General features: G+C 58.2%; 21 protein-coding genes. 3 read left to right on the plus strand and 18 right to left on the minus strand.

The genetic code is table 11. The annotated features are described in order from the left end of the window. Positions 1 to 2: 2 nt before the first annotated feature. The 3 genes from map to QKE19_RS00455 form a co-directional block, all read right to left on the minus strand. Positions 3 to 914, minus strand: a complete 912-nt coding sequence (map, locus tag QKE19_RS00445; protein ID WP_049189666.1) for a type I methionyl aminopeptidase — start codon at positions 912 to 914, stop codon at positions 3 to 5. A gap of 68 nt (positions 915 to 982) precedes the next feature. Further along, complete coding sequence (locus QKE19_RS00450) at positions 983 to 2830, minus strand: penicillin-binding transpeptidase domain-containing protein (protein WP_070644015.1); 1848 nt, start codon at positions 2828 to 2830, stop codon at positions 983 to 985. A gap of 59 nt (positions 2831 to 2889) precedes the next feature. Next, positions 2890 to 4122 (minus strand): M50 family metallopeptidase, encoded by a 1233-nt coding sequence (locus QKE19_RS00455; protein ID WP_070546673.1) that lies wholly within the window; start codon positions 4120 to 4122, stop codon positions 2890 to 2892. 215 nt (positions 4123 to 4337) lie between these two features. On the opposite strand from QKE19_RS00455, the gene QKE19_RS00460 reads away from it, so the two are divergent. Next, positions 4338 to 4739: a DUF2631 domain-containing protein gene (locus QKE19_RS00460; protein WP_016422566.1), complete on the plus strand. Its 402-nt coding sequence runs from the start codon at positions 4338 to 4340 to the stop codon at positions 4737 to 4739. Between the two features lie 117 nt (positions 4740 to 4856). Here the strand turns inward: QKE19_RS00460 and rlmN are convergent, their stop codons facing one another. Then, positions 4857 to 5954: a 23S rRNA (adenine(2503)-C(2))-methyltransferase RlmN gene (rlmN, locus tag QKE19_RS00465; protein WP_347890093.1), complete on the minus strand. Its 1098-nt coding sequence runs from the start codon at positions 5952 to 5954 to the stop codon at positions 4857 to 4859. A gap of 117 nt (positions 5955 to 6071) precedes the next feature. Between rlmN and QKE19_RS00470 the strand changes: the two genes are divergently transcribed. Beyond that, a complete protein-coding gene (locus QKE19_RS00470; protein WP_065421645.1) occupies positions 6072 to 6500 on the plus strand; it encodes a lipopolysaccharide assembly protein LapA domain-containing protein in 429 nt (142 codons plus the stop codon). Positions 6501 to 6521: 21 nt separating this feature from the next. On the opposite strand, the gene QKE19_RS00475 is transcribed toward QKE19_RS00470, so the two are convergent. The 5 genes from QKE19_RS00475 to rpsB form a co-directional block, all read right to left on the minus strand. Further along, positions 6522 to 7427, minus strand: coding sequence for a phosphatidate cytidylyltransferase (locus QKE19_RS00475; RefSeq protein ID WP_049170784.1), 906 nt, complete (start codon positions 7425 to 7427; stop codon positions 6522 to 6524). A gap of 39 nt (positions 7428 to 7466) precedes the next feature. Beyond that, positions 7467 to 8024, minus strand: coding sequence for a ribosome recycling factor (frr, locus tag QKE19_RS00480; protein ID WP_038628675.1), 558 nt, complete (start codon positions 8022 to 8024; stop codon positions 7467 to 7469). A gap of 83 nt (positions 8025 to 8107) precedes the next feature. Further along, positions 8108 to 8833: a UMP kinase gene (gene pyrH / locus QKE19_RS00485; protein WP_005509726.1), complete on the minus strand. Its 726-nt coding sequence runs from the start codon at positions 8831 to 8833 to the stop codon at positions 8108 to 8110. A 181-nt stretch (positions 8834 to 9014) separates the two neighbouring features. Next, positions 9015 to 9842: a translation elongation factor Ts gene (gene tsf, locus QKE19_RS00490; RefSeq protein WP_049170780.1), complete on the minus strand. Its 828-nt coding sequence runs from the start codon at positions 9840 to 9842 to the stop codon at positions 9015 to 9017. 55 nt (positions 9843 to 9897) lie between these two features. Beyond that, on the minus strand, positions 9898 to 10719 hold the full coding sequence (gene rpsB / locus QKE19_RS00495) for a 30S ribosomal protein S2 (protein WP_040360682.1): 822 nt from the start codon (positions 10717 to 10719) through the stop codon (positions 9898 to 9900). 378 nt (positions 10720 to 11097) lie between these two features. Between rpsB and QKE19_RS00500 the strand changes: the two genes are divergently transcribed. Then, positions 11098 to 11619: a M23 family metallopeptidase gene (locus QKE19_RS00500; RefSeq protein WP_070603824.1), complete on the plus strand. Its 522-nt coding sequence runs from the start codon at positions 11098 to 11100 to the stop codon at positions 11617 to 11619. A 14-nt stretch (positions 11620 to 11633) separates the two neighbouring features. Here QKE19_RS00500 and QKE19_RS00505 read toward each other — a convergent pair whose 3' ends face one another. The 9 genes from QKE19_RS00505 to QKE19_RS00545 all read right to left on the minus strand — a co-directional run bounded on the left by QKE19_RS00505 (position 11634) and on the right by QKE19_RS00545 (position 19911). Next, the gene (locus QKE19_RS00505; protein WP_176719093.1) at positions 11634 to 12473 is read right to left on the minus strand and encodes a tyrosine recombinase XerC; all 840 of its coding nucleotides are present in this window, start codon (positions 12471 to 12473) and stop codon (positions 11634 to 11636) included. Between the two features lie 306 nt (positions 12474 to 12779). Next, positions 12780 to 13916 (minus strand): DNA-processing protein DprA, encoded by a 1137-nt coding sequence (dprA, locus tag QKE19_RS00510; protein WP_049189671.1) that lies wholly within the window; start codon positions 13914 to 13916, stop codon positions 12780 to 12782. Between the two features lie 29 nt (positions 13917 to 13945). After that, positions 13946 to 15478, minus strand: coding sequence for a YifB family Mg chelatase-like AAA ATPase (locus QKE19_RS00515; RefSeq protein WP_284807126.1), 1533 nt, complete (start codon positions 15476 to 15478; stop codon positions 13946 to 13948). Beyond that, a complete protein-coding gene (locus QKE19_RS00520; protein ID WP_065421646.1) occupies positions 15479 to 15901 on the minus strand; it encodes a YraN family protein in 423 nt (140 codons plus the stop codon). Positions 15902 to 16112: 211 nt separating this feature from the next. Beyond that, the gene (locus tag QKE19_RS00525) at positions 16113 to 16415 is read right to left on the minus strand and encodes a DUF2469 domain-containing protein (protein ID WP_005509529.1); all 303 of its coding nucleotides are present in this window, start codon (positions 16413 to 16415) and stop codon (positions 16113 to 16115) included. Positions 16416 to 16469: 54 nt separating this feature from the next. Then, positions 16470 to 17174, minus strand: coding sequence for a ribonuclease HII (locus QKE19_RS00530; protein ID WP_224783775.1), 705 nt, complete (start codon positions 17172 to 17174; stop codon positions 16470 to 16472). Further along, a complete protein-coding gene (gene lepB, locus QKE19_RS00535; RefSeq protein WP_048735525.1) occupies positions 17149 to 17946 on the minus strand; it encodes a signal peptidase I in 798 nt (265 codons plus the stop codon). The genes QKE19_RS00530 and lepB overlap by 26 nt, the downstream gene beginning before the upstream one ends. Before the next feature lie 74 nt (positions 17947 to 18020). Continuing rightward, the gene (gene rplS, locus QKE19_RS00540; RefSeq protein WP_048761860.1) at positions 18021 to 18362 is read right to left on the minus strand and encodes a 50S ribosomal protein L19; all 342 of its coding nucleotides are present in this window, start codon (positions 18360 to 18362) and stop codon (positions 18021 to 18023) included. 139 nt (positions 18363 to 18501) lie between these two features. After that, a complete protein-coding gene (locus QKE19_RS00545) occupies positions 18502 to 19911 on the minus strand; it encodes an HNH endonuclease signature motif containing protein (RefSeq protein WP_049170763.1) in 1410 nt (469 codons plus the stop codon). Positions 19912 to 19968: the final 57 nt, after the last annotated feature.

A 19968-nucleotide genomic window follows, 5' to 3' on the forward strand; every position in this document is an offset into this window, starting at 1 on the left:
GGTTAGGCCTCGGGCTTCCAACCAGTTTGGAACTGACCTGGCACGTTCTGCTCATCCGGCAGAGTGAGGATTTCATAGCCGTCGGAGGTCACCAGCACCGTGTGCTCGAACTGGGCGGTGAACTTGAAGTCATCATTCTGCACAGTCCAGCCATTATCCCAGATGTGGTACGGCAGCTCACCAAGGTTAATCATCGGCTCAACAGTCAAGGTCATGCCCGGCTCGAAAATGGTGTCCTGGCTCGGCTCATCGTAGTGGAGAACGATTAAACCATTGTGGAACGTGGTACCGACACCGTGACCGGTGAAGTCCCGAACGGTGTTGTATCCAAAACGCTTAGCGTAAGACTCGATTACGCGGCCGATGACATTAATCTCACGGCCCGGCTTGATGACCTTAATGCCGCGCATGGTGGCGTTGTAAGTGCGCTCCACTAGCTGGAGGTGCTCCTCCGAGACATTGCCCGCGAGGAAAGTCGCGTTGGTGTCACCGTGGACGCCGTTCTTGTATCCGGTGACGTCGACATTGACGATATCGCCGTCTTCAATAACCTGAGTGTCCGGAATACCGTGGCAGACAATCTCATTGAGAGACACACAGCACGACTTCTCGAAACCGCGGTACCCCAGCGTGGACGGGTAGGTGTCGTGATCCAACAGGTACTCGTGCACCACCCGGTCAATCTCATCCGTGGTCACGCCCGGAGTTACGGCCTTGCCGGCCTCCACCAACGCGTTGGCAGCAATGCGAGAGACCTCTCGCATATTTTCAATATCTTCCGGAGTCTGTACCAGCGGCTCGCCGACGCCTTCCTGAACCTCGTCCTTCCAGGCGTACTCCGGCCGTTCAATATGTGCCGGAACAGTGCGAATTGGCGTGGACTTTTGCTGAGTAAGTGGAGAACGCTGAGTCATGGAACATACTCTACCCCTACCCCCGGATTAGCCTTTCGGCCTGTGCCGGTTTCGAAGCCAGAAATGCTCTAGCCCTCGTCTCCTGAACCTTCATCCATATTGGCGAAGAAGGCATCGGTAATCGCCACCGCATGTTCGGATCCACCACCACCGACGATGAGCGTGGCGAAGGCCAAGTCATCTCGATAGCCAGTGAACCAAGCGTGCGAGCCGCCTCCATACTCGGCCTCACCGGTCTTGGCGTAGACCTCACCGCGTCCGGCAATGGCCGAACCAGTACCAGAGGTCACCACCGCCCGCATGAGTGAGCGAACCTCGTTCAAAACCTCAGGTGGAAGTGGCTTCGACGTCTGCGACTGCCACGTTCCCGCGCTTGGCACGAGTGACGGCGTCGGAGTGCGCCCGGCCGCCACCGTCGCGGAAACCAGCGCCATGCCAAACGGGCTGGCCAAGTCATTGCCCTGTCCATAGCCCGCATCGATACGCTCGACTTCATCACTACCGTCAGACACGCTGCCGGTAATAGTGTCGAGGCCCGCGATGTGATAGTTGATTCCGATGCCGAAGTTCTTGGACTCCTCCTTGAACTGCCCTGGTTCCAACTTGTGGGAGATGTTGCCGAACGTGGTGTTGCAAGACCGCGCGAAGGCATCGCTCAGCGAGGTATCCCCGACACCACTTCCGTTGTAGTTGGTGACAATTCGCGGACCGATTTCCATCGAACCTGGGCACGGCACAGTCGATCCCGCATTTAGTCCCTCGTGCTGCACACCTGCAGCGGCAGTGACAATCTTGTACGTCGATCCCGGCGGGAACTGTCCCATCAGCGCAAGGTCACCGTCCTTGTCTGCTTCCGCCGTCTGGGCTACCGCCAGAATCTTGCCCGTAGACGGCTGCACAGCCACCAGCATTGCCTTCGCATCTTGCCGCGTATCGACTGCCTTCTGCGCTGCGTCCTGCACCTTTTTACTAATCGATGCCTGCACCGCCGGGGCTACATCCGGAGACACCTCATAGAGCGTGCCGACGACTGCTCCGCCCTCGTTGGCCGCCACGATCTTCCAGCCATCGGCACCGTGATCACCAGTGTCCACTAGCCTTTCCACACGGCTCATCAAATCAGGCGCAAACCCCGGGTCGGGTCGCACCATCGCTGCTTCATCGTTAACAGAAATTCCGTCAATGTCCGCGAGCTCATCCTTGACTCGCTGTGGCGTGGATGCCGGCAGCACAATCAGCGAAAAGTTACCCTTCCCACCAGCTGCCTGCTCCCCCACTGCTCGGGCGTCGAGCTTCGGACCATCTTCCGGCATTTCATTATTGATGACCGTCGCCGCCCGGTTAATCGACGACTGCACATTCTCCGCCCCATCGCGGTTGAGAATTACCCGGTGCACAGTCCCCGGCTCAAGCAAGGCCGCACCGTCCGAACCAACCACAGACGGACGTGGAGCTGCGATAGTGCGCAATTCTGGGTGCTGATTACGCCCCAGCTGTGGATGCAGGGATGCTGGCGACCAGCGCAACGCCCAATCCCGTTGCCCAGCCTCAGTCTTGGTCAGCGTGAAAGTGGTGTCATATCCCCAGCGTCGCTGATGCGGCAGCTGCCAATTCATGGTGACTTCGGCCGAGGACTGATTCGAGCTGGTATCGATACCCTCGATTTCATAGTCAAGCCCCTCCGGCTGAAGGCCGTCGGTGGCCGCATTCAGATCCCCCTCAGCGGAATCCGGATGATCGGTCAGCGCCGCCGCCTTAGCGACATCCCCTCCCGCCAGCGCCCCAAGGAATTCCTCAAGCACCTCGCGCCCGGTGTCAGGCCGCGGCGTACACGCGGCGGATGACAACACCAGACCCGTGATTGCCACAGCCGAGATACTGCGAAGCAGGGGCTTGCGGCGCGAAGTTTGTTCCATGTGGGCTGACGTTAGCACCGCTTTGCTTTACGACGACGCTGGCGCGCCGCAACCTGCTATCAGCGGTTCAGCACAATTGGATTGACCACGTCAGCAGCCATAACCAGAACGCCGAAGACCAGCAAAACTGCGGTAAAGGCCATAGTAATTGGCATGAGTTTGGTGTAATCGGCAGGCCCAAGCGCAGGCTTACCGAACGCCTTGCGAATCAGGTCGCGGATGCGCTCATAAATAACAACGGCGATGTGGCCACCGTCGAGTGGCGGCAACGGCACGAGGTTGAACACGGCCAGGAAATAATTGAGGTTAGCCAGCAACAGGAAGAATGAAGGCCACTGGTTCATCTCCACCAATTCACCACCGGCACGCGACGCGCCGACGACACTCATTGGGCTGGCCGGGTCACGCTGAGCACCAAAGATAGAGGCGACCACGCCGGGAACCTTCTCCGGGATGGAGAGCAGCCCGTTCCAAACCGCCCCGAAAAGGCTGCCTGTGAAGCTGGCCGCACCGCCGATGGCAGTCACTGCGTTGTACTCGTGAAGGATGGTCTCTGGTCGCTGGAAGGCGATACCAATTGCTGGCTGGTCGATGTCCTGGCCGTCGTTAGTCTTGCGCTTGACGACTTCCGGGGTGACCGTGACCGTCTGGGTGCTGCCATTGCGGTCGATGGTCATTTTGATGTCGCCACCTGCAGAGCTACCGATGAGAGACACAGCCTCGGGGTAGGACGTGATCTTGGTGCCATTGATCTTCTCAATCACATCTCCGGCACGTAGCCCTGCGCGCTCTGCAGGACCGGAACCAGTGCAGGGCTCCAGCGTACCGTCGGCACGCTGTGCCGGCGAGACGCACTGCACCGCCTGAATGCGTGGCGCCATTTCCTTACCCATGTTGGGCAAACCCCACGTCACGGCAATGAAGTAAAGAATGATGAATCCAACGATGAGGTTCATTGCCACCCCACCGAGCATCACGATAATGCGCTGCCACCACGGCTTCTTGTACATGGCGTAGGGTTCTTCGGCAGGAGCGATGGGATCCATTGCCGTCATGCCTGCGATGTCGCAGAATCCGCCAAAGGGAATTGCCTTTACTCCATACTCGGTGTCATGCCCACCTGCCGCAGCGTGATGCCGCTTGAAGGAAAACAGCGTTGGGCCGAAGCCAATGAAGTATCGACGCACTCGCATTCCACACAGGCGAGCTGCGGTGAGATGGCCCCATTCGTGAAGGGCGATTGTCACCGCGATGCCGATTGCGAAGAGTAAAACTCCAAGAAGAAATGTCACGAGTGCTCACCCTACCCCCACTTTGGGCAAACGAGCACACCGGCGAACAGTTTCCGGCCGGGCTAAGTCCCAATTTCAGCAAGTTCTAAGGTATCCTTACACCCGATACTCAAGATTGTCTGAAAATGCGCTCAGTCGCTTTCAGCAAAACCGCAGATAGACTGAAGTGCATATAGAGTGCAATTCGCCGAAAGTGTTAACAGGAGGACTTTCAAGTGAGCAACCACGAGCCAAAGGAAGAAATTTACCGCGGCGTCAGCACCCTCGACGAGCCGTCGGCGAAGTGGGGCTGGCACGGCATTAGCAAGAGCGCTATGCAGAAGGCCGGCTGGATTTCCGTAATCTTCCTGCTGGGCATGACCATTGGTAACCACAAGGGCAACGTCGAGAACTGGTGGCTGGTCGTCATCGCCGCCCTGATTGCTATTGGCCTGCTGTTGCAATTGTTCGCCCCGCAGGGTTCTCAGGTTCGCACCGTTACCGGTCACAACAAGCCGGAAGGCCACATTGAGCCGGAGTGGGCACGCGACCAGGTAAACGGCACTGGCGTCTACGCTAACCTGACCGACTCTCAGCTGCGCTCCTGGAACCGCCTGCCGGAAGGCCAGAACCAGTAGAGTTAGCCACTTTTGCTGAAAGTCTGGCCTAACAGCTCTATAGCAACAGCTCTATAGCGCTACAGCGCACAAAAAGATCCGCACCGAATTCGGTGCGGATTTTTTGCTACTTGTCGGCTAAACCTCTTCGGCCGCCAGCTGACCACACGCTGCCGCAATCTCGTTGCCACGGGTATCGCGGACCGTGCACGGTACCCCCTGCGCCTGTACGCGGCGGACGAACTCCTCCTGCTGCTTCTTCGGAGAGGCATCCCACTTCGAACCCGGAGTTGGGTTGAGCGGAATGAGGTTGACGTGGACACGTGAGCCCAGAGCATTATGGAGCTTCTTACCCAACAGGTCTGCACGCCAATCCTGGTCGTTAATATCGCGAATCAAAGCGTACTCAATAGATACGCGACGGCCTGTCTTGTCTGCGTAGTAGCGAGCTGCATCAAGTACCTCGGCCACTGTAAAGCGATTGTTGATTGGTACCAGCTCGTCGCGAAGCTCGTCATCTGGAGTGTGCAGAGACACCGCGAGGGTGACTGACAGGTCCTCGTCGGCAAGCCGTCGGATGTTCGGCGCGAAACCGACCGTAGAGACGGTGACATTGCGCATCGAGATGCCGAATCCCTCCGGCGACGGCCGCGTGATGCGATGGACGGCGGCGAGAACGCGATTGTAGTTCGCGAGCGGCTCACCCATGCCCATGAATACGATGTTGGTCAGACGACCGCCCTCAGCTGCCATCGTGGCAGCGGCCTCACGAACCTGGTCGACAATCTCCGCGGTGGAGAGATTACGCTGCAGACCGCCTTGACCCGTCGCACAGAATGGGCATGCCATACCGCAGCCCGCCTGCGAGGAAATACAGAGGGTCGCACGCCCCGGGTACTTCATCAGCACGGATTCCAGCAGCGTACCGTCACCTGCACGCCACAGAGTCTTACGCGTTTCGCCGTCGTCACAGGTGATGTGCCGCACGGGGGTCAACAGAGGTGGGAAGAGACTGTCTTTGACCTTTTGACGGTCTGCTTCCGGCAGATCAGTCATCGTCATAGGGTCAGCCTCAAGCCGACCGTAATAGTGCCGGGCAATCTGATCGGCGCGGAAGGTCGGCAGGCCCAGTTCCTTGACCGCAGCCTTCCGTTCCTCAACATCGAGGTCCGCAAAATGGGTCGCGGGCATGCCGCGACGTGGAGCTTTAAGAACGATTGGAAGTGAAGATGCCATGATGGCACCCATTTTCGCATGTAATGACGGTTTTGGCCTAATGAGCGACTAGGCAGCCGCAACTAAGTGGACCTTTACAAGTGGTACATACCTGCCAAAACGTGTTGAATGATAGGTATGACTAACGCTAATCAGCCGAATAACGACAGTCCGCTTTTCGACGATACTCCGTCGTACTCTCCAAATGATTCCGTGGCTCCTGCACCAGAGCAGGACAACCTTCCAGAGCCAGTCGTTGACGCGCCCGCAGAGAAGGACTCCACACCGGAGCCAGCGCCCGCTCCTGGCCGGCGCAAGGTGAAAAAGACTACCGCGGGCTCGATGTGGGTTGGCCTGGTCATCAGTGCAGTTTTGCTGATCGTATTGCTTGTATTCATTCTGCAGAATCAGCAGGAGACCACACTAAACCTGTTCGGCTGGGCCTGGAACTTCCCGGTCGGTGTCGGAATGCTGTTCGCTGCTATCCTCGGCGCCCTCATCACTGCGCTAATCGGTGGCTGGCGAATGTTTGATCTGCGCCGCCAGATTCGTAAGGGCGACAACTAAAGCCCGACTGAACCAGCCAAATTAAACCAGGCTGAAAAGCTGCAATATCAGCCACGTCATCGCGGCTGATGGCAGCATGCCATCCAGGCGGTCCATCAGACCGCCGTGGCCCGGCAATATCGAGGACATATCCTTAATCCCCAGATCGCGTTTGAACTGGGACTCCATCAGGTCACCAAGCGTGGCGGAGATAACCAAGGCAATGCCCAGCACGATGCCCTGCCACCACGGCGCGTGCAACATAAAGATTGCACAGAGCGCTCCAGTAATAGTGGCGAGTACGAGAGAGCCGCCGAACCCTTCCCAGGATTTTTTAGGGCTTACCTTCGGAGCCATCGGATGCTTTCCGAACATGACACCGGCGGCATAGCCTCCGACGTCATTGGAAATCACCCCGATCATGAAGGTCACAATGACCAGACGGGGATCGACTTCCCAGGGATTGTCCATGTGCACCAGCTGCACAGCTAGCGCCGCAAAGAACGGAATCCACATCACCACGAAAACTCCGACTGCGACATCCCGCAGCCAGTTCCGTGGTGCTTCAGCCATCCCGTGCAAAAACAGACGGGTGACTAGTAAAAGCATCAGGGTAACAGTCAGGCCCATGACCAGACCGTCAATCCCCCAGTAGGCGGACAGCCACACCATCAGCTGTCCGCCGAAAATCAAAACCGGGCGAGGGACCTGCCAATCGGACTCGCGGAGCCGCTCGCAGACCTCCCAGGTTGCAAGGCCAACCGCCGCGGCGACCAGAACGGTCCAGGCGAGCGCCCCCAGCAGCAAGCCGATGATGACGACTGCACCAAGTGCTACGCCCACCGTAATTGCAACCGGCAGGTTCCGACCTGCCGAGTTACGCGGCTTAATAAGCCGTAGCTCGTCTAGAACACGTTCCTTATTGGACGCTGGCTTCGACGTTGGCATTGGCGCCTCAAATCCCCTCTCCCGGTTGAATATGAAGGCCTAAACCTCCATCAGTTCCGCTTCCTTGCGCTCAACCAAGGAGTCCACCTGCTCGACGTAGTTCTTGGTGACCTGGTCCAGCTCCTTTTCGCCTGCCTGCACCTCGTCCTCGCCAGCGTCGCCGTCCTTCTGAATCTTCTTCAGAGTTTCCATGCCCTTACGACGGACATTGCGAATCGCGATCTTGGCGTCTTCGCCCTTCGAACGTGCGACCTTGACCATCTCACGACGACGCTCCTCGGTCAGCTGCGGGATAGTTACGCGCAGCACCTGGCCATCATTAGTCGGGTTCACGCCCAGGTCGGAGTTGCGAATCGCGTTTTCGATGTCGCCCATGACGCTCAGCTCATACGGCTTAATCAGCAGCATGCGCGGCTCCGGAACCGAAATGGTAGCCATCTGGGTAATCGGAGTCGGAACACCGTAGTACTCCGCAATAACGCCATTGAACATCGCCGGGTTCGCACGACCAGTGCGAATGTGCGTCAGCTCCTCGCGGCAGTGCTCTACGGAGCTACCGTACTTTTCTTCACAGTCAAGCAGGACTTCATCAATCATTGTGTTTTTAACCTCGGGTTTCTACTCGGGTTCTAGATAGTTCTAGAGCGCTCTGTGGAAAGAACGTATTACGAACAAATTTATCAGCTGTGGACGAGAGTACCGATTTGCTCACCGGCTACCGCGCGCGCAATGTTTCCGTCGGTAAGCAGATTAAACACGAGAATCGGCATGTTGTTGTCCATGCACAGGGAGAAGGCAGTGGCATCAGCAACGCGCAGGTCCCGTTCCAGAACCTCACGGTGGGTGATGTCATCGAACAGCTCTGCGTCCGGCACCTCACGTGGGTCGGCCGAGTAGACACCGTCAACGGCCTTGGCCATCAGCAGCACCTCGCAGCCGATCTCCAGGGCGCGCTGGGCGGCAGTGGTGTCGGTGGAGAAGTACGGCATACCCATACCTGCACCGAAGATGACCACGCGGCCCTTCTCCAGGTGGCGCTTAGCACGCAGCGGCAGGTACGGCTCTGAGACCTGTGCCATGTTGATAGCAGTCTGCACACGGCAGTCCACGCCCTCCTGCTCGAGGAAGTCCTGCAGAGCCAGGCAGTTCATAACCGTGCCCAGCATGCCCATGTAGTCAGAGCGTGCGCGGTCCATGCCGCGCTGCTGAAGCTGTGCGCCACGGAAGAAGTTACCGCCGCCGATGACGACACAGACCTCGACGCCCTTTCGGGAAACTTCCGCAATCTGTCGGGCAACGTTTTGCACCACGTCCGGGTCAACGCCAACCTTGCCGCCACCGAACATCTCACCACCGAGCTTGAGCATCACACGCTTGAAGCCATTGCGCTCGACAGATTCTGCCATGACCATGCACCTTTCTCACACCGTTTAAAAAGTCGCAGACGAGTCTACCCGGTCACGACAGCAAGGCACACTTGACGCTCCGCATTATCGGCTACAGGACAGCAAAATGCCCCGCCCGGGTTCCCGAGCGGGGCATTTAAACTAGCTCACAGCTAGAGGCTTATGCACAAATTACAGCGAATTAGTGCTGGCCAACCTCGAAGCGAACGAAACCGGTCAGGGTAACGCCAGCCTCTTCCATGAGCTGCTTAACGGTCTTCTTGCTGTCGGCGACAGACGGCTGCTCCAGCAGAACAACGTCCTTGTAGAAGCCGTTCAGACGACCCTCGACGATCTTCGCGATAGCCTGCTCCGGCTTGCCCTCTTCGCGGGTGATCTTCTCGTAGACAGCGCGCTCTGCCTCGACGCGGTCGGCCGGGACATCCTCGCGGGACAGGTACTGAGCCTTCAGAGCGGCAACCTGCATAGCTGCTGCGTGAGCAGTCTCTGCAGCACCCTCGCCCTCACCGGTGTAAGCAACCAGAACACCGACAGCTGCCGGCAGGTCTGCTGCACGGCGGTGCAGGTAGACAGCGATGTTGTCGCCCTCGAGAGTAGCGGCGCGACGCAGCTCCAGCTTCTCACCGATCTTTGCGGAGAGCTCCTGGGTAGCGTCAGCTGCGGTCTGACCGTCGAGGTCAGCTGCTGCGAGCTCTTCCGGGGAGTTTGCCTTGACTGCTGCGGCAGCGTCGGCGACCTTGTTGGCGAAGTCGATGAACTCCTGGTTCTTGGCAACGAAGTCGGTCTCGGAGTTGACCTCGACCATGGTGTTACCAGAAACAGCGATCAGGCCCTCGGCGGCGGTGCGCTCTGCACGCTTGCCGACGTCCTTTGCGCCCTTAATACGCAGGATCTCGACAGCCTTGTCGAAATCTCCGTCGGTCTCGACGAGTGCGTCCTTACAAGCCTTCATGCCGGAGCCGGTCAGCTCACGGAGCTTCTTGACGTCAGCAGCAGTGAAATTCGCCATGCTGGGCGTTCCTCCTTGTGGTGGTTAGAACTTGTGGTGGTTAGAAAGTTCAGCTTTACTCAGCGGATGCCGTCTCAGTTGCAGTGGAGCCCTCGGCGTCCATCTCTGCAGCCTGGTCGGTGTTCTCAGCGGCGGACTCGATCGGAGCGTCGCCTGCTGCCTCGCGAGCAGCGTTGGCCTCGCGCTCAGCGCGAGCCTTGCGGCCCTCTTCAACAGCGGTGGAGATGATGCGGGTCAGCACGGAAGCAGCGCGGATTGCGTCGTCGTTGCCCGGGATCGGGAAGTCAACGTCATCCGGGTCGCAGTTGGTGTCCAGGATGGCAACAACCGGAATGCCCAGCTTCTTAGCCTCGGCGACAGCGATGTGCTCCTTGTTGGTGTCAACAATCCACAGTGCGGACGGAACCTTGGACATGTCGCGAATGCCGCCCAGGGTGCGCTCCAGCTTGGTGCGCTCACGGGTCAGCATCAGGATTTCCTTCTTGCCGCGACCCTCGTAGCCGTTCTCAGCAGCGTCCATTGCCTGAAGCTCCTTCAGGCGAGCCAGGCGCTTGGAAACGGTGGCGAAGTTGGTCAGCATACCGCCGAGCCAGCGGTGGTTGACGTATGGCATGTCAACGCGCTCTGCCTCGTTCTGAACGGCTTCCTGAGCCTGCTTCTTGGTACCGACGAACAGGATGTTGCCACCGTGAGCGACAGTCTCCTTGACGAACTCGAAAGCCTCGTCGATGTAGGTCAGGGTCTGCTGCAGGTCGATGATGTAGATGCCATTGCGCTCGGTGAAGATGAAACGCTTCATCTTCGGGTTCCAACGACGGGTCTGGTGACCGAAGTGGACACCTGCATCGAGCAGTTCTCGCATGGATACAACAGCCATGTCATATTCAGGGAAGATCCTCACGTCCAGCCTGACTAGGGCTGCGGCTGCTTCCCTTCCTTTCTTATCCGATATAGGTGGTTACAGTTCACGCACAGGCTTTCCCTGTGCCCTAGCGCTCCCCCGCTGCCTCACACCCGACAGATATTCTTGCCGAGCACCCGTGAACCAGCCGGAATGGGTCGCGCGCGTAGTCTTTGTGCTAATGACCGCCCGATTAAGGCAGACACCGCGAGCGTCATCTTATCTGATACATCGCGCAGGTCGCAATATCTGACACGCCCTGCTATCCACAGGACAAAAAGTCATCCACAGCTAGAACCGTTTGCAATGCACTGCCGCTTGTCGACGAGTGCAGCGTCCGCAACACTATCGCGTATGACGACCAAGCAGAGTTTCAGGCGCTCGCTAATGCGCACATTAGCGCTATTCGTGCTCGCTGTCGCGCTAACAACACCCCCAAGCCCACCTGCAGCTACCGGCGAGCCAATATCCGCCATTGCGCATACCTTCCCTGTGCACGGCAAAATACTACGCGACTACGCCCCACCGGAAAAACGCTGGCAGCCTGGACATCGCGGAGTAGACCTGAACGCCTCCCCGGGCCAGCCAATCCGCGCCTCAGCTCCCGGTGTGGTGCATTTCGCCGGTTCGATCGCCGGAATGACTTCCGTGTCAATCATGCACGCCGATGGCATCCGCACAACCTATCAGCCCATAGATACCGCGTTAGAAAAGGGAGACCACGTGGCCGCTGGCCAGGTGATTGGTCATCTTGTGGTCAACGCCAAACATCCCGAACCGGGCCTGCATTGGGGCGCACTGCGCGGCAAAGACTATCTCAACCCACTGGATTTGATACAGCGGAGACCAATCGTGCTCAAGCCTGTACGCAATTAAACAACCCTGCGCAATTAAGCGCGCGGATGTGCCCGCTTATGTACTTCACGGAGACGATCCGCTGAGACGTGGGTATAAATCTGCGTGGTCGCCAGACTCGAATGACCGAGCATCTCCTGCACCACACGCAAGTCAGCGCCACCTTCCACCATGGCCGTGGCCGCAGAATGTCGGAGAGCATGCGGTGAAACATCAGCCCATTTATGAATAACTCGGCGCGCCTGACGAGGATTCAATCTACCTCCACGCACACCGAGAAAAAGCGCATGTTCGGCCTGTGCGGAAGCATGAAAGCTTCCACGCACCTGGAGCCAGCCTTTGAGTGCCGCCTCCGCTGGTGCACCGAAGGGCACGATGCGCTGCTTGTTCCCCTTACCCACTACCGAGATGATGTGGCGGGAAAAGTCCACATCAGAGACGTCGGCCTTGCACAGCTCTTCTACACGCATCCCGGTGGCATACAACAGTTCCACAATGGCCAAGTCGCGAGCCGCAACTGCGCTGTCCTCGGATGAGACTTTCTCGATTGCCTCCTCAACCCTCTCCGGCGAGAGCACTTCCGGAAGATGCTGATGTTTCTTCGGCGTTGACAGCCGCAGCGACGGATCAGCATCGAGAATTTGCCGAGCTACGAGCCAACTACAGAACTGGCGAATGGACGTCGTTAAGCGAGCCAGCGATGACCGCGCAGCACCCTCCGCATGCTTCGCGCCGAGGTGCGCACGGATGACAGGGGTGGAGAGTTCACTGATGTGGTCCAGGCCGGCGAGGAGGGGGATGAGATCGGCTCGATAGGCACGGACGGTTGCGTCAGAGAGTCTGCGGGAATAAGTCAGCTCATCGAGAAAATCCATGAGCACGGCCTCAATATTGGCGGATAACCCGAGATCCAGCTCAGTCCTGTCGTCGTTATTGGTTGCGCGCTTCACGGTTCTGACCTTAGTAGATGCACACCGCAAGACCTCACCAGACAGCGGAAAAAGGCAGTGACTCCGACTTTCGCCAGAGCCACTGCCCTATTGCCTCACCCATGTCACAAGCCCGTTTCCGTAACAGTTACTTAGGCTTGCCTTGCCTATATTACTGAGCGTACAGAGAATTGCAATACCTAATTCAAGATTTTTTCGAGATTCTCTGCAGAAGGCTTTATTAGCGCCTCACTAACGCTTCTGTTCCTGGCGCAACCACCCACCCTCCACCCGACTGGTCAGCCCCTGTCCCTGCAGCTCCAGCAACAAATGTGTCGTAAGCGCCACGGCCAATCCCGCCTGCGCTGCGACTTCTCCCACCGGCGTTGGCTCCGCAGAATTCAGAGAGTCGTAGACAGCGAGCTCGTTTCGAGAAAGCTTCTGCACCGCCGACTTTTCCCACAACAATTCAAGCTGAGCATCCTCATTCACTGTGCCAACTGACCGATACAGCGACCGCACATTATCGGCACTACACACCAGGACAGCCTCGCCACTGCGGATTAGGTCATGACAGCCAGAGGTAGTTTGCAGCGTCACCGGTCCCGGCACTGCTCCCAAGGGCTTGTTTAGCCTCACTGCCCAGTGCGCTGTGTTGCGCGCCCCTGAACGCCAGCCCGCCTCGACGATTGTGGTTGCTCGCGATAGGGCCGCTACCAGACGATTCCTAGTCAAAAACCGATGCCGCGCAGGTCGCACCCCCAGTGGATACTCCGTAATCAGCGCACCCCGCTCTGCAATCCCGTCGAAGAGTTCTGCATGCGCCCGCGGATAGTCAACCCCTACACCACCGGCTCCGACCACAACCGTAGTGCCGCCAGCGTCGAGCGCAGCTCGATGCGCCGCGGCATCAATACCCAACGCACCACCACTGATGACACTAACCCCCGCATTCGCGAACTGCCCCGCGAATTGGGCCGCCACCTGTGTCCCGTAGCTGCTGGCCATCCGCGTTCCGACAATCGCCACCGCTTCACTGACCACGTCCCGCAAGTCACGGCCACGCACCCACAGCGCAAGTGGTGGTGCATCGGCGCGGTCACGGACTTCGAGCGTCGTAAAGCAGGACAGCAGCTCCCCCGGCCACTCTGGGTGCCCCGGATAAATAAGACGCCACCCCATCGCTGCCGCCAGCTCCAAATCGTGGCCGCTCTGGTCAACGTCGGCTCGCGCCTGCGTCGTATTGAGCAGACCTTCCGGCAGCCCGGCGCGAGCCTTGATCCTCTCTGCTACCTCTACCGGCCCAAACTCCGTCACGAGCCGCACAATCTGCGGATGCGTCGCCTCTATCACACGATTCAGGTAAGCCCACGCGTGAATTTCGTCCATTTTTCCCCCTTGATAATGGTTCGGTTGTATTAGCCGCTCTCGCGGTCATGCAGCTGGCAGGCACGTTGCACGTGCTCGAAGGTAAACGCGTCTACTCCCCCGAGATCTGCGAGCGTCCACGCCACTGCGATTACTTTGTCCACTCCCCGCTGGGTAATCTCTCCGTTCCTCAACTGGAAGTCCAATAACGCCATCGCTTCTTCGTCTAAGCCCGCGTGACGACGGAGAAGCGAGCGTGGCACACTCGCGTTGGTGACGGCTGCTTCGTCGGCAAGCCCCAGGGCCTGCCACCTATGGCGGGCACGGTCACGTGCGGCCTGTACCCGATCGCGAACGGCCGCGGAGGGCTCATTGTGTGCTTTGTTTTTAATTCCCAGCTTGGCCCCGGCAGGACTGAGCGTGACGTTGAGATCCATGCGATCGCGAAGCGGGCCCGATAATGCGCGACCATGCTTGGCTCGCTCGGTACTAGAACAGGTGCATTCGCTGGCATACGCCGCCCCACACCGACAGGGATTGGTCGCCATGACTAGTTGTGTTCTCGCCGGAAAGGTCACTCGATGGTGCGTACGCAGGTGGACGACCACCCCGTTTTCCATCGGCATCCGCAACGCATCCAATACCGCCGGGCGCATGAGGGTGATTTCGTCCAAGAACAGCACCCCATGGTGGGCAAGGCTAATCGCGCCGGGCTTGGGCACAGCACCGCCGCCGACTAGCGCTGCCACAGTCGCGCTGTGATGTGGAGCCACAAACGGCGGATGTTGGACAAGAGTGTCCGCAGTATCGAGCGCTCCGGCCACCGAATGCAGCGCGGTGACCTCCAGCTGCTGCCACTTCTGCAATGGCGGCAGAATTGTGGGCAAGCGCTCAGCGAGCATGGACTTCCCAGTTCCCGGAGAACCCTGCATGAACAGATTGTGCCCACCTGCTGCGGCTACCTCGAGGGCGAAGCGCGCCTCAGGTTGGCCATCGACATCGGCCAGGTCTACCGAGAAGGCTTGTTCGCTGGGGTCGTCGTTAAGCGCGGTCGTCAAACCTGAGCCGGTGAGTACCCAGCCCCATAGCTGTGTGAGGTCGGCTGCGGTGCAGACTGCGATGCCGTCGACGAGCGCGGCCTCGGCGGCGTTGGCGGCGGGGACGACAACCCAACGGGCACCTGCCTCGCGGGCGGCAAGGACCTGCGGCAGCACTCCACGCACCGGGCGAATGGAACCGTCGAGCCCAAGTTCGCCAATGAGAACCGTGTGGCGGAGACGACCTCGGGCCTCCATGTCATCGCTGGTTGCGATAAGGATGGCGCAGACGATGGCGAGGTCAAAGCTAGTGCCGTGCTTGCGGATATGCGCCGGAGACAGACTCACCACGACTTTTGTCTTCGGCCAGGGCAACTGCGAGTTAGCAACCGCCGTGCGCACGCGATGTTTGGCTTCTCCGACGGCGGCATCGCCGAGCCCACCGATATACATTCCTGGCAAGCCACGCCCAACATCGGCTTCCACCTGCACAATAGTTCCTTCAATGCCGCTGAGGCTGACTGCAAGAGCTGTACCGACAGTCATCTAGCAGTCCCACATGATCGCGTCGCTGATTGCGGGAATGTACGTAACTGCAACGACTGGAGGACCGGACGAAGGGCTGGACACTGTGACTTCTGCGCAGTCGATAACTACGGACTCTAACCAGTAGGTAGAACTCTCTGACAGCCACTGTGCCGCCGCCTTGCGCAAATGACGAAGCTTGGCTGCTGTGATGGACTCTCTGCCGTCCCCAAACTGACTACTTCGCGAGCTCCGCCGCGTTTTTACCTCCACAAAATGCAGCCTGCCGTCAACATCTTCAGCAATAAGATCGAGCTCATAGCGCCCCACCCGCTCATTCCGAGCAATAACTTCCCACCCCTGATCCTCCAACATCTCAGCAACGAAATCCTCCCCAAACGCGCCGAGCTGTCTTGTGGTTAGTTCTTCAAAGCTCTGTGTCATAGCCCCGGTCCCCCTGGTTCCCCGTTGAATTGTGCCTTGGCGGTTTACTGCCTAGACTTTTGCCGCCTTGGCGGTTCGGAAACACTCTTGCACAGCGGGCATGACAAAGGCCCTCCGATAAATGCTCAGAGGGCCCTAACTGTGGATAATTTTTCGACTGTGGATAACTGTTAGCAGCTAGCCATAACATGCGATGACAGGCGACGATAACCTACGGCAGTCGCAAGTCCGGCTTATCCAGTTCCTCGATATTGACATCCTTGAAAGTGATAACGCGCACGTAGCGGACAAACCGAGCCGGGCGATGGACATCCCACACCCACGCATCCGACATCCGCAGCTCGAAATAGACCTCGTTTTCGCTGTTGTGCGGAATCAGCTCCACAGCATTAGCAAGGTAGAACCTGCGCTCCGTCTCAACAACGTACGAAAACTGACTAACGACATCGCGGAACTCCTTGTACAGGGATAGTTCAACGTCGGCCTCGTAGTTTTCTAGATCTTCTGCGCTCACGACCGCGACGGCTCCTTCGAGTGTTTACATGTTGCTCTTTTTGTACATGTTGGTCTATTCGGGGTGCTCAAGATACTCCGCGTGTGCCAAGCGCACATTGCGGTATGACCACCGATGCTCCGGGGTTGCGCCATGGCGTGAAATCGCTTCCATATGCGATGACGTGCCGTAGCCCTTATGCCCCGCCAGACCATAATCCGGATACTTCTCCGATAGGTCAACCATAATGCGGTCGCGGGTGACTTTGGCTAAGACACTCGCAGCAGCAATACATCGGCAAGCGGAATCACCACCAATCACGGGCAAATAGGGTGCCGTGAAGCCAGACACTTTGAGTGCGTCGGTAAGCACATAGCCAGGACGCTGTCCCAACCCGGCTACCGCGCGGCGCATTCCAGTGACATTCGCGTCCTGAATGCCGAATTGGTCGATGTAGGACGCGGGAATCGTCGTCACGCAAAAAGAGGTAGCGAAGCGTTGGATGAGCGGAAAGAGCCGTTCACGTGCGGCCGGCGTGAGCTTTTTAGAATCGGTGAGCTTATCCAGCTCTGCGATAGGGCGTTCTGGAAGGCAGCAGGCGGCGATAACTATCGGGCCTGCACAGGCGCCGCGACCAGCCTCGTCGACCCCGGCTACAGGTCCAAAGCCGCGCTTTGCCAGCGCGACCTCTATCGTGCGCGACTGCTTCAGCCTCCGCAGTTTCGGCGCCGGCGGCGTGAGCAGACTGTGCTGACTAGTTGTGCTGGATGTCCGGATCATCGACGCCACCGATGCGGTTAAACGGCAGGATGATTGCCTGCACCTTGCCGACGACGTTATCCAGTGGCACAGTACCCTGCAGCTCGTCGCCCATGTGATAGCGAGAGTCCGCGGAGTTGGTGCGGTTATCACCCATGACCCACAGATGCCCCTCCGGCACTGTTACCGGCCCGAAGTACGGGCCACCACACTGCTCTGAGCCAAGATTATCCACCACCGGCTTGTCTGCTGGAGTTTTAATGAAATCCTGGTCTGTCATCTTGCCGTCAACCATGATGCCGGGATCTCCTGGGCGACACTGCACAGTCTGCCCACCCGTGGCAATCACACGCTTGACCAACGCATTTTCATCAGGGGCGACAAGGCCAATCCAGGAACCAACCGTCTGCAGCGAGTTTGCCACCGGGTTAGTAGAACGCTGTGACACGTAGTTACTATTCCAGGACTCCGGGCCATTAAAGACGACAACATCGCCGGGCTTGGGATCTGAGAACTGGTAGGAAACCTTATCCACCCAAATGCGGTCACCGGTGCACCCGACACATCCGTTGAGCGTCGGCTGCATCGACTCGGATGGAATCACGTAGACACGGCCGATAAAGGACTGCACACCAGCACTGATGAGCAGGGCAATCACGATAATGATTGGAATCTCGATGTACCACGGAGTGTGCTTTTCAGGCTCCTCGTCAAGTTTCCGGAAGCCTTTCAAGCCTTCAGTACGGTCTTCTTTTTGGCCGTCAGTCTGTTCGCGAGAATCGTCGTCGGTCATGGGAAAAGACTATACGCGATAGAAAAATCCCCACCGAGCTCAACACTCGATGGGGATTATTTTGCGCCAAAAGACTAGCGGCGCTCCTTGATGCGTGCAGCCTTACCGCGCAGGTTGCGCAGGTAGTACAGCTTCGCACGGCGAACGTCGCCCTTGAAGACAACGCGAATCTCGTCGATGTTCGGGGAGTGCACCGGGAAGGTACGCTCAACAGCGATACCGAAGGATACCTTGCGGACGGTGAAGGTCTCGCGGACGCCGCCGCCCTGACGACGGATAACGACGCCCTTGAAGACCTGAATACGCTCGGTCTTACCCTCGACAATCTTTACGTCGACCTCGACGGTGTCACCAGCGCGGAACTCCGGAATGTCGTCGCGCAGGTATGCTGCATCAACCTTGTCAAGAATGTTCATGGAAACTTATTCCTTTACTTTTTGCATAGACAGAGGACCCTGGCGGCGCTTTCCCACAGAGGGACGCTCGGCCGGTTCATGCCCGAAACAGGTAAAGCTGCCTATAAAGACAACCTGGAAATTATTACACACCCCCTGGTCAGAAACCAAACTCTTCCATGTTCGGCGGGTCTTGCGGGTCTTGGGGAGCTTCCGAGTCTTGGGGGTCTTGCGGGTTGGGAGTATCGGTGTCTTCTCCCCTGCGCGCTTCCTCGACCAGCTTCCGTGATTGCTCTATCAGCTCCTGGCGATACTCGTTATATTCTGCCAGCGCCTGCGTCATCCGCAGTCCCCGTTTGTCGAAAGTGTAGCGCCCGTGCCCGGCAAGCGGCCCGTCTTCCAGGCTCACCGCCTTTTTGCCCGTGCTTGACGACGTCCACAGTTCCACCCCATCCCGATCACGTGCAACATTCCACAGACCAGCTGTTTTCATGTTGTGGTGCCGGCGGCAGAGGCAGTGGAGGTTCGGCGTTTCTGTTGCCCCGCCCTCCTCTGGGTGCTCTTTGTCGTACGGCTCAATATGGTCAATGTCGCAGAGCTCCGCGGGTACATCACACCCCGGAAAGCGACACGTTCCGTCCCGACCTTTAACGAAGGCTCTCTGACTTTCGGTTGGGGCGTAGCCCTCCGCGGTTTCGTCGGCAAGCATACGAATATGCGTGACCTTATCAATCCACGCCTGCGTAGCTAACTGCGAGATCCAGCCAACGCCGCCAAGCCAGGCGGTGCGGGGACGCTCCTCTGTGGCAGGACAGTATAGGTTGAGTACGATTTTTGCCTCGGCGGTGCCGCGGATGAGGTGTGTCAAAGCTTCGACTCGAGTGCAGCCAGCTGAGCTGGAGATGGACTCGAGGGTGGTTTTGAATTCGAGAGCGCGGGTCTTTTCCAGCTCCATAAAAACTTCCGCGAAGTTGTCGCTCTCTTCAAAACCGATACTCTCTCCTACTATTTCGCGTTCTCCTGCAGGAAGCAGCGGATCGACATCACCCGGAAGGTTTTTGGGGCGAAGCTGAGGTTCAATTTCTTCGATAACCCGTTGCAGGAATTTATGTAGGCTGCGAACTCCCCGGAGTGCCTCGCCATGCTTTCGGGGAATGACAAAGCGGGCAATTTCTTCTTCAACAGCTGCACGCACCTCTGGATCGTGGAGCGGCGCTGTCGCGCGAGCAATGGTGATCAGATGCGCAAAGGGCAAATGAGCTCGAGCTTTAATAAAGGCACCCAGCCGGGGCATACGCGCTAACTGAATGCCGACCTCTACATACTCGAGCGCCTTACCGCGGGAAATACCCAACTCGGGTGCGATTTCAGCAATGTATGCATCCACATCAATCTCAAGCGACTTCGGCGTGCAACCGCAAGCTATACCCAGTTCCAGGCGATTGCGTTGGATACCCGCCACCGCCAACTGGTTCGTGGATGACTCGTGGAAAAACTGCGGCGCTTCAGGCAGCAGAGCCGCTTGGTAAACATCGGACGGTTGTTTGGCCGGACTATCTTTTTCAGACATTGTTCCCCCAAAGCCCCAACCCCGCTCAGTGTCGATAACCAGTGAATACCACTAGCC

Source organism: Corynebacterium sp. c8Ua_99, assembly GCF_039907185.1.
Classification (GTDB): domain Bacteria; phylum Actinomycetota; class Actinomycetes; order Mycobacteriales; family Mycobacteriaceae; genus Corynebacterium; species Corynebacterium jeikeium_D.

Bases quoted from the DNA above. Each gene is read 5' to 3' on its own strand.
- rlmN (WP_347890093.1), bottom strand. From the start codon at position 5,954: ATGGCATCTTCACTTCCAATCGTTCTTAAAGCTCCACGTCGCGGCATG.
- QKE19_RS00505 (WP_176719093.1), bottom strand. From the start codon at position 12,473: ATGGATTTTCTCGATGAGCTGACTTATTCCCGCAGACTCTCTGACGCA.
- QKE19_RS00470 (WP_065421645.1), top strand. From the start codon at position 6,072: ATGACTAACGCTAATCAGCCGAATAACGACAGTCCGCTTTTCGACGAT.
- QKE19_RS00515 (WP_284807126.1), bottom strand. From the start codon at position 15,478: ATGACTGTCGGTACAGCTCTTGCAGTCAGCCTCAGCGGCATTGAAGGA.
- map (WP_049189666.1), bottom strand. From the start codon at position 914: ATGACTCAGCGTTCTCCACTTACTCAGCAAAAGTCCACGCCAATTCGC.
- QKE19_RS00545 (WP_049170763.1), bottom strand. From the start codon at position 19,911: ATGTCTGAAAAAGATAGTCCGGCCAAACAACCGTCCGATGTTTACCAA.
- QKE19_RS00530 (WP_224783775.1), bottom strand. From the start codon at position 17,174: ATGATCCGGACATCCAGCACAACTAGTCAGCACAGTCTGCTCACGCCG.
- rpsB (WP_040360682.1), bottom strand. From the start codon at position 10,719: ATGGCTGTTGTATCCATGCGAGAACTGCTCGATGCAGGTGTCCACTTC.
- frr (WP_038628675.1), bottom strand. From the start codon at position 8,024: ATGATTGATGAAGTCCTGCTTGACTGTGAAGAAAAGTACGGTAGCTCC.
- rplS (WP_048761860.1), bottom strand. From the start codon at position 18,362: ATGAACATTCTTGACAAGGTTGATGCAGCATACCTGCGCGACGACATT.
- QKE19_RS00450 (WP_070644015.1), bottom strand. From the start codon at position 2,830: ATGGAACAAACTTCGCGCCGCAAGCCCCTGCTTCGCAGTATCTCGGCT.
- pyrH (WP_005509726.1), bottom strand. From the start codon at position 8,833: ATGGCAGAATCTGTCGAGCGCAATGGCTTCAAGCGTGTGATGCTCAAG.
- QKE19_RS00475 (WP_049170784.1), bottom strand. From the start codon at position 7,427: ATGCCAACGTCGAAGCCAGCGTCCAATAAGGAACGTGTTCTAGACGAG.
- tsf (WP_049170780.1), bottom strand. From the start codon at position 9,842: ATGGCGAATTTCACTGCTGCTGACGTCAAGAAGCTCCGTGAGCTGACC.
- QKE19_RS00500 (WP_070603824.1), top strand. From the start codon at position 11,098: ATGACGACCAAGCAGAGTTTCAGGCGCTCGCTAATGCGCACATTAGCG.
- QKE19_RS00520 (WP_065421646.1), bottom strand. From the start codon at position 15,901: ATGACACAGAGCTTTGAAGAACTAACCACAAGACAGCTCGGCGCGTTT.
- lepB (WP_048735525.1), bottom strand. From the start codon at position 17,946: ATGACCGACGACGATTCTCGCGAACAGACTGACGGCCAAAAAGAAGAC.
- dprA (WP_049189671.1), bottom strand. From the start codon at position 13,916: ATGGACGAAATTCACGCGTGGGCTTACCTGAATCGTGTGATAGAGGCG.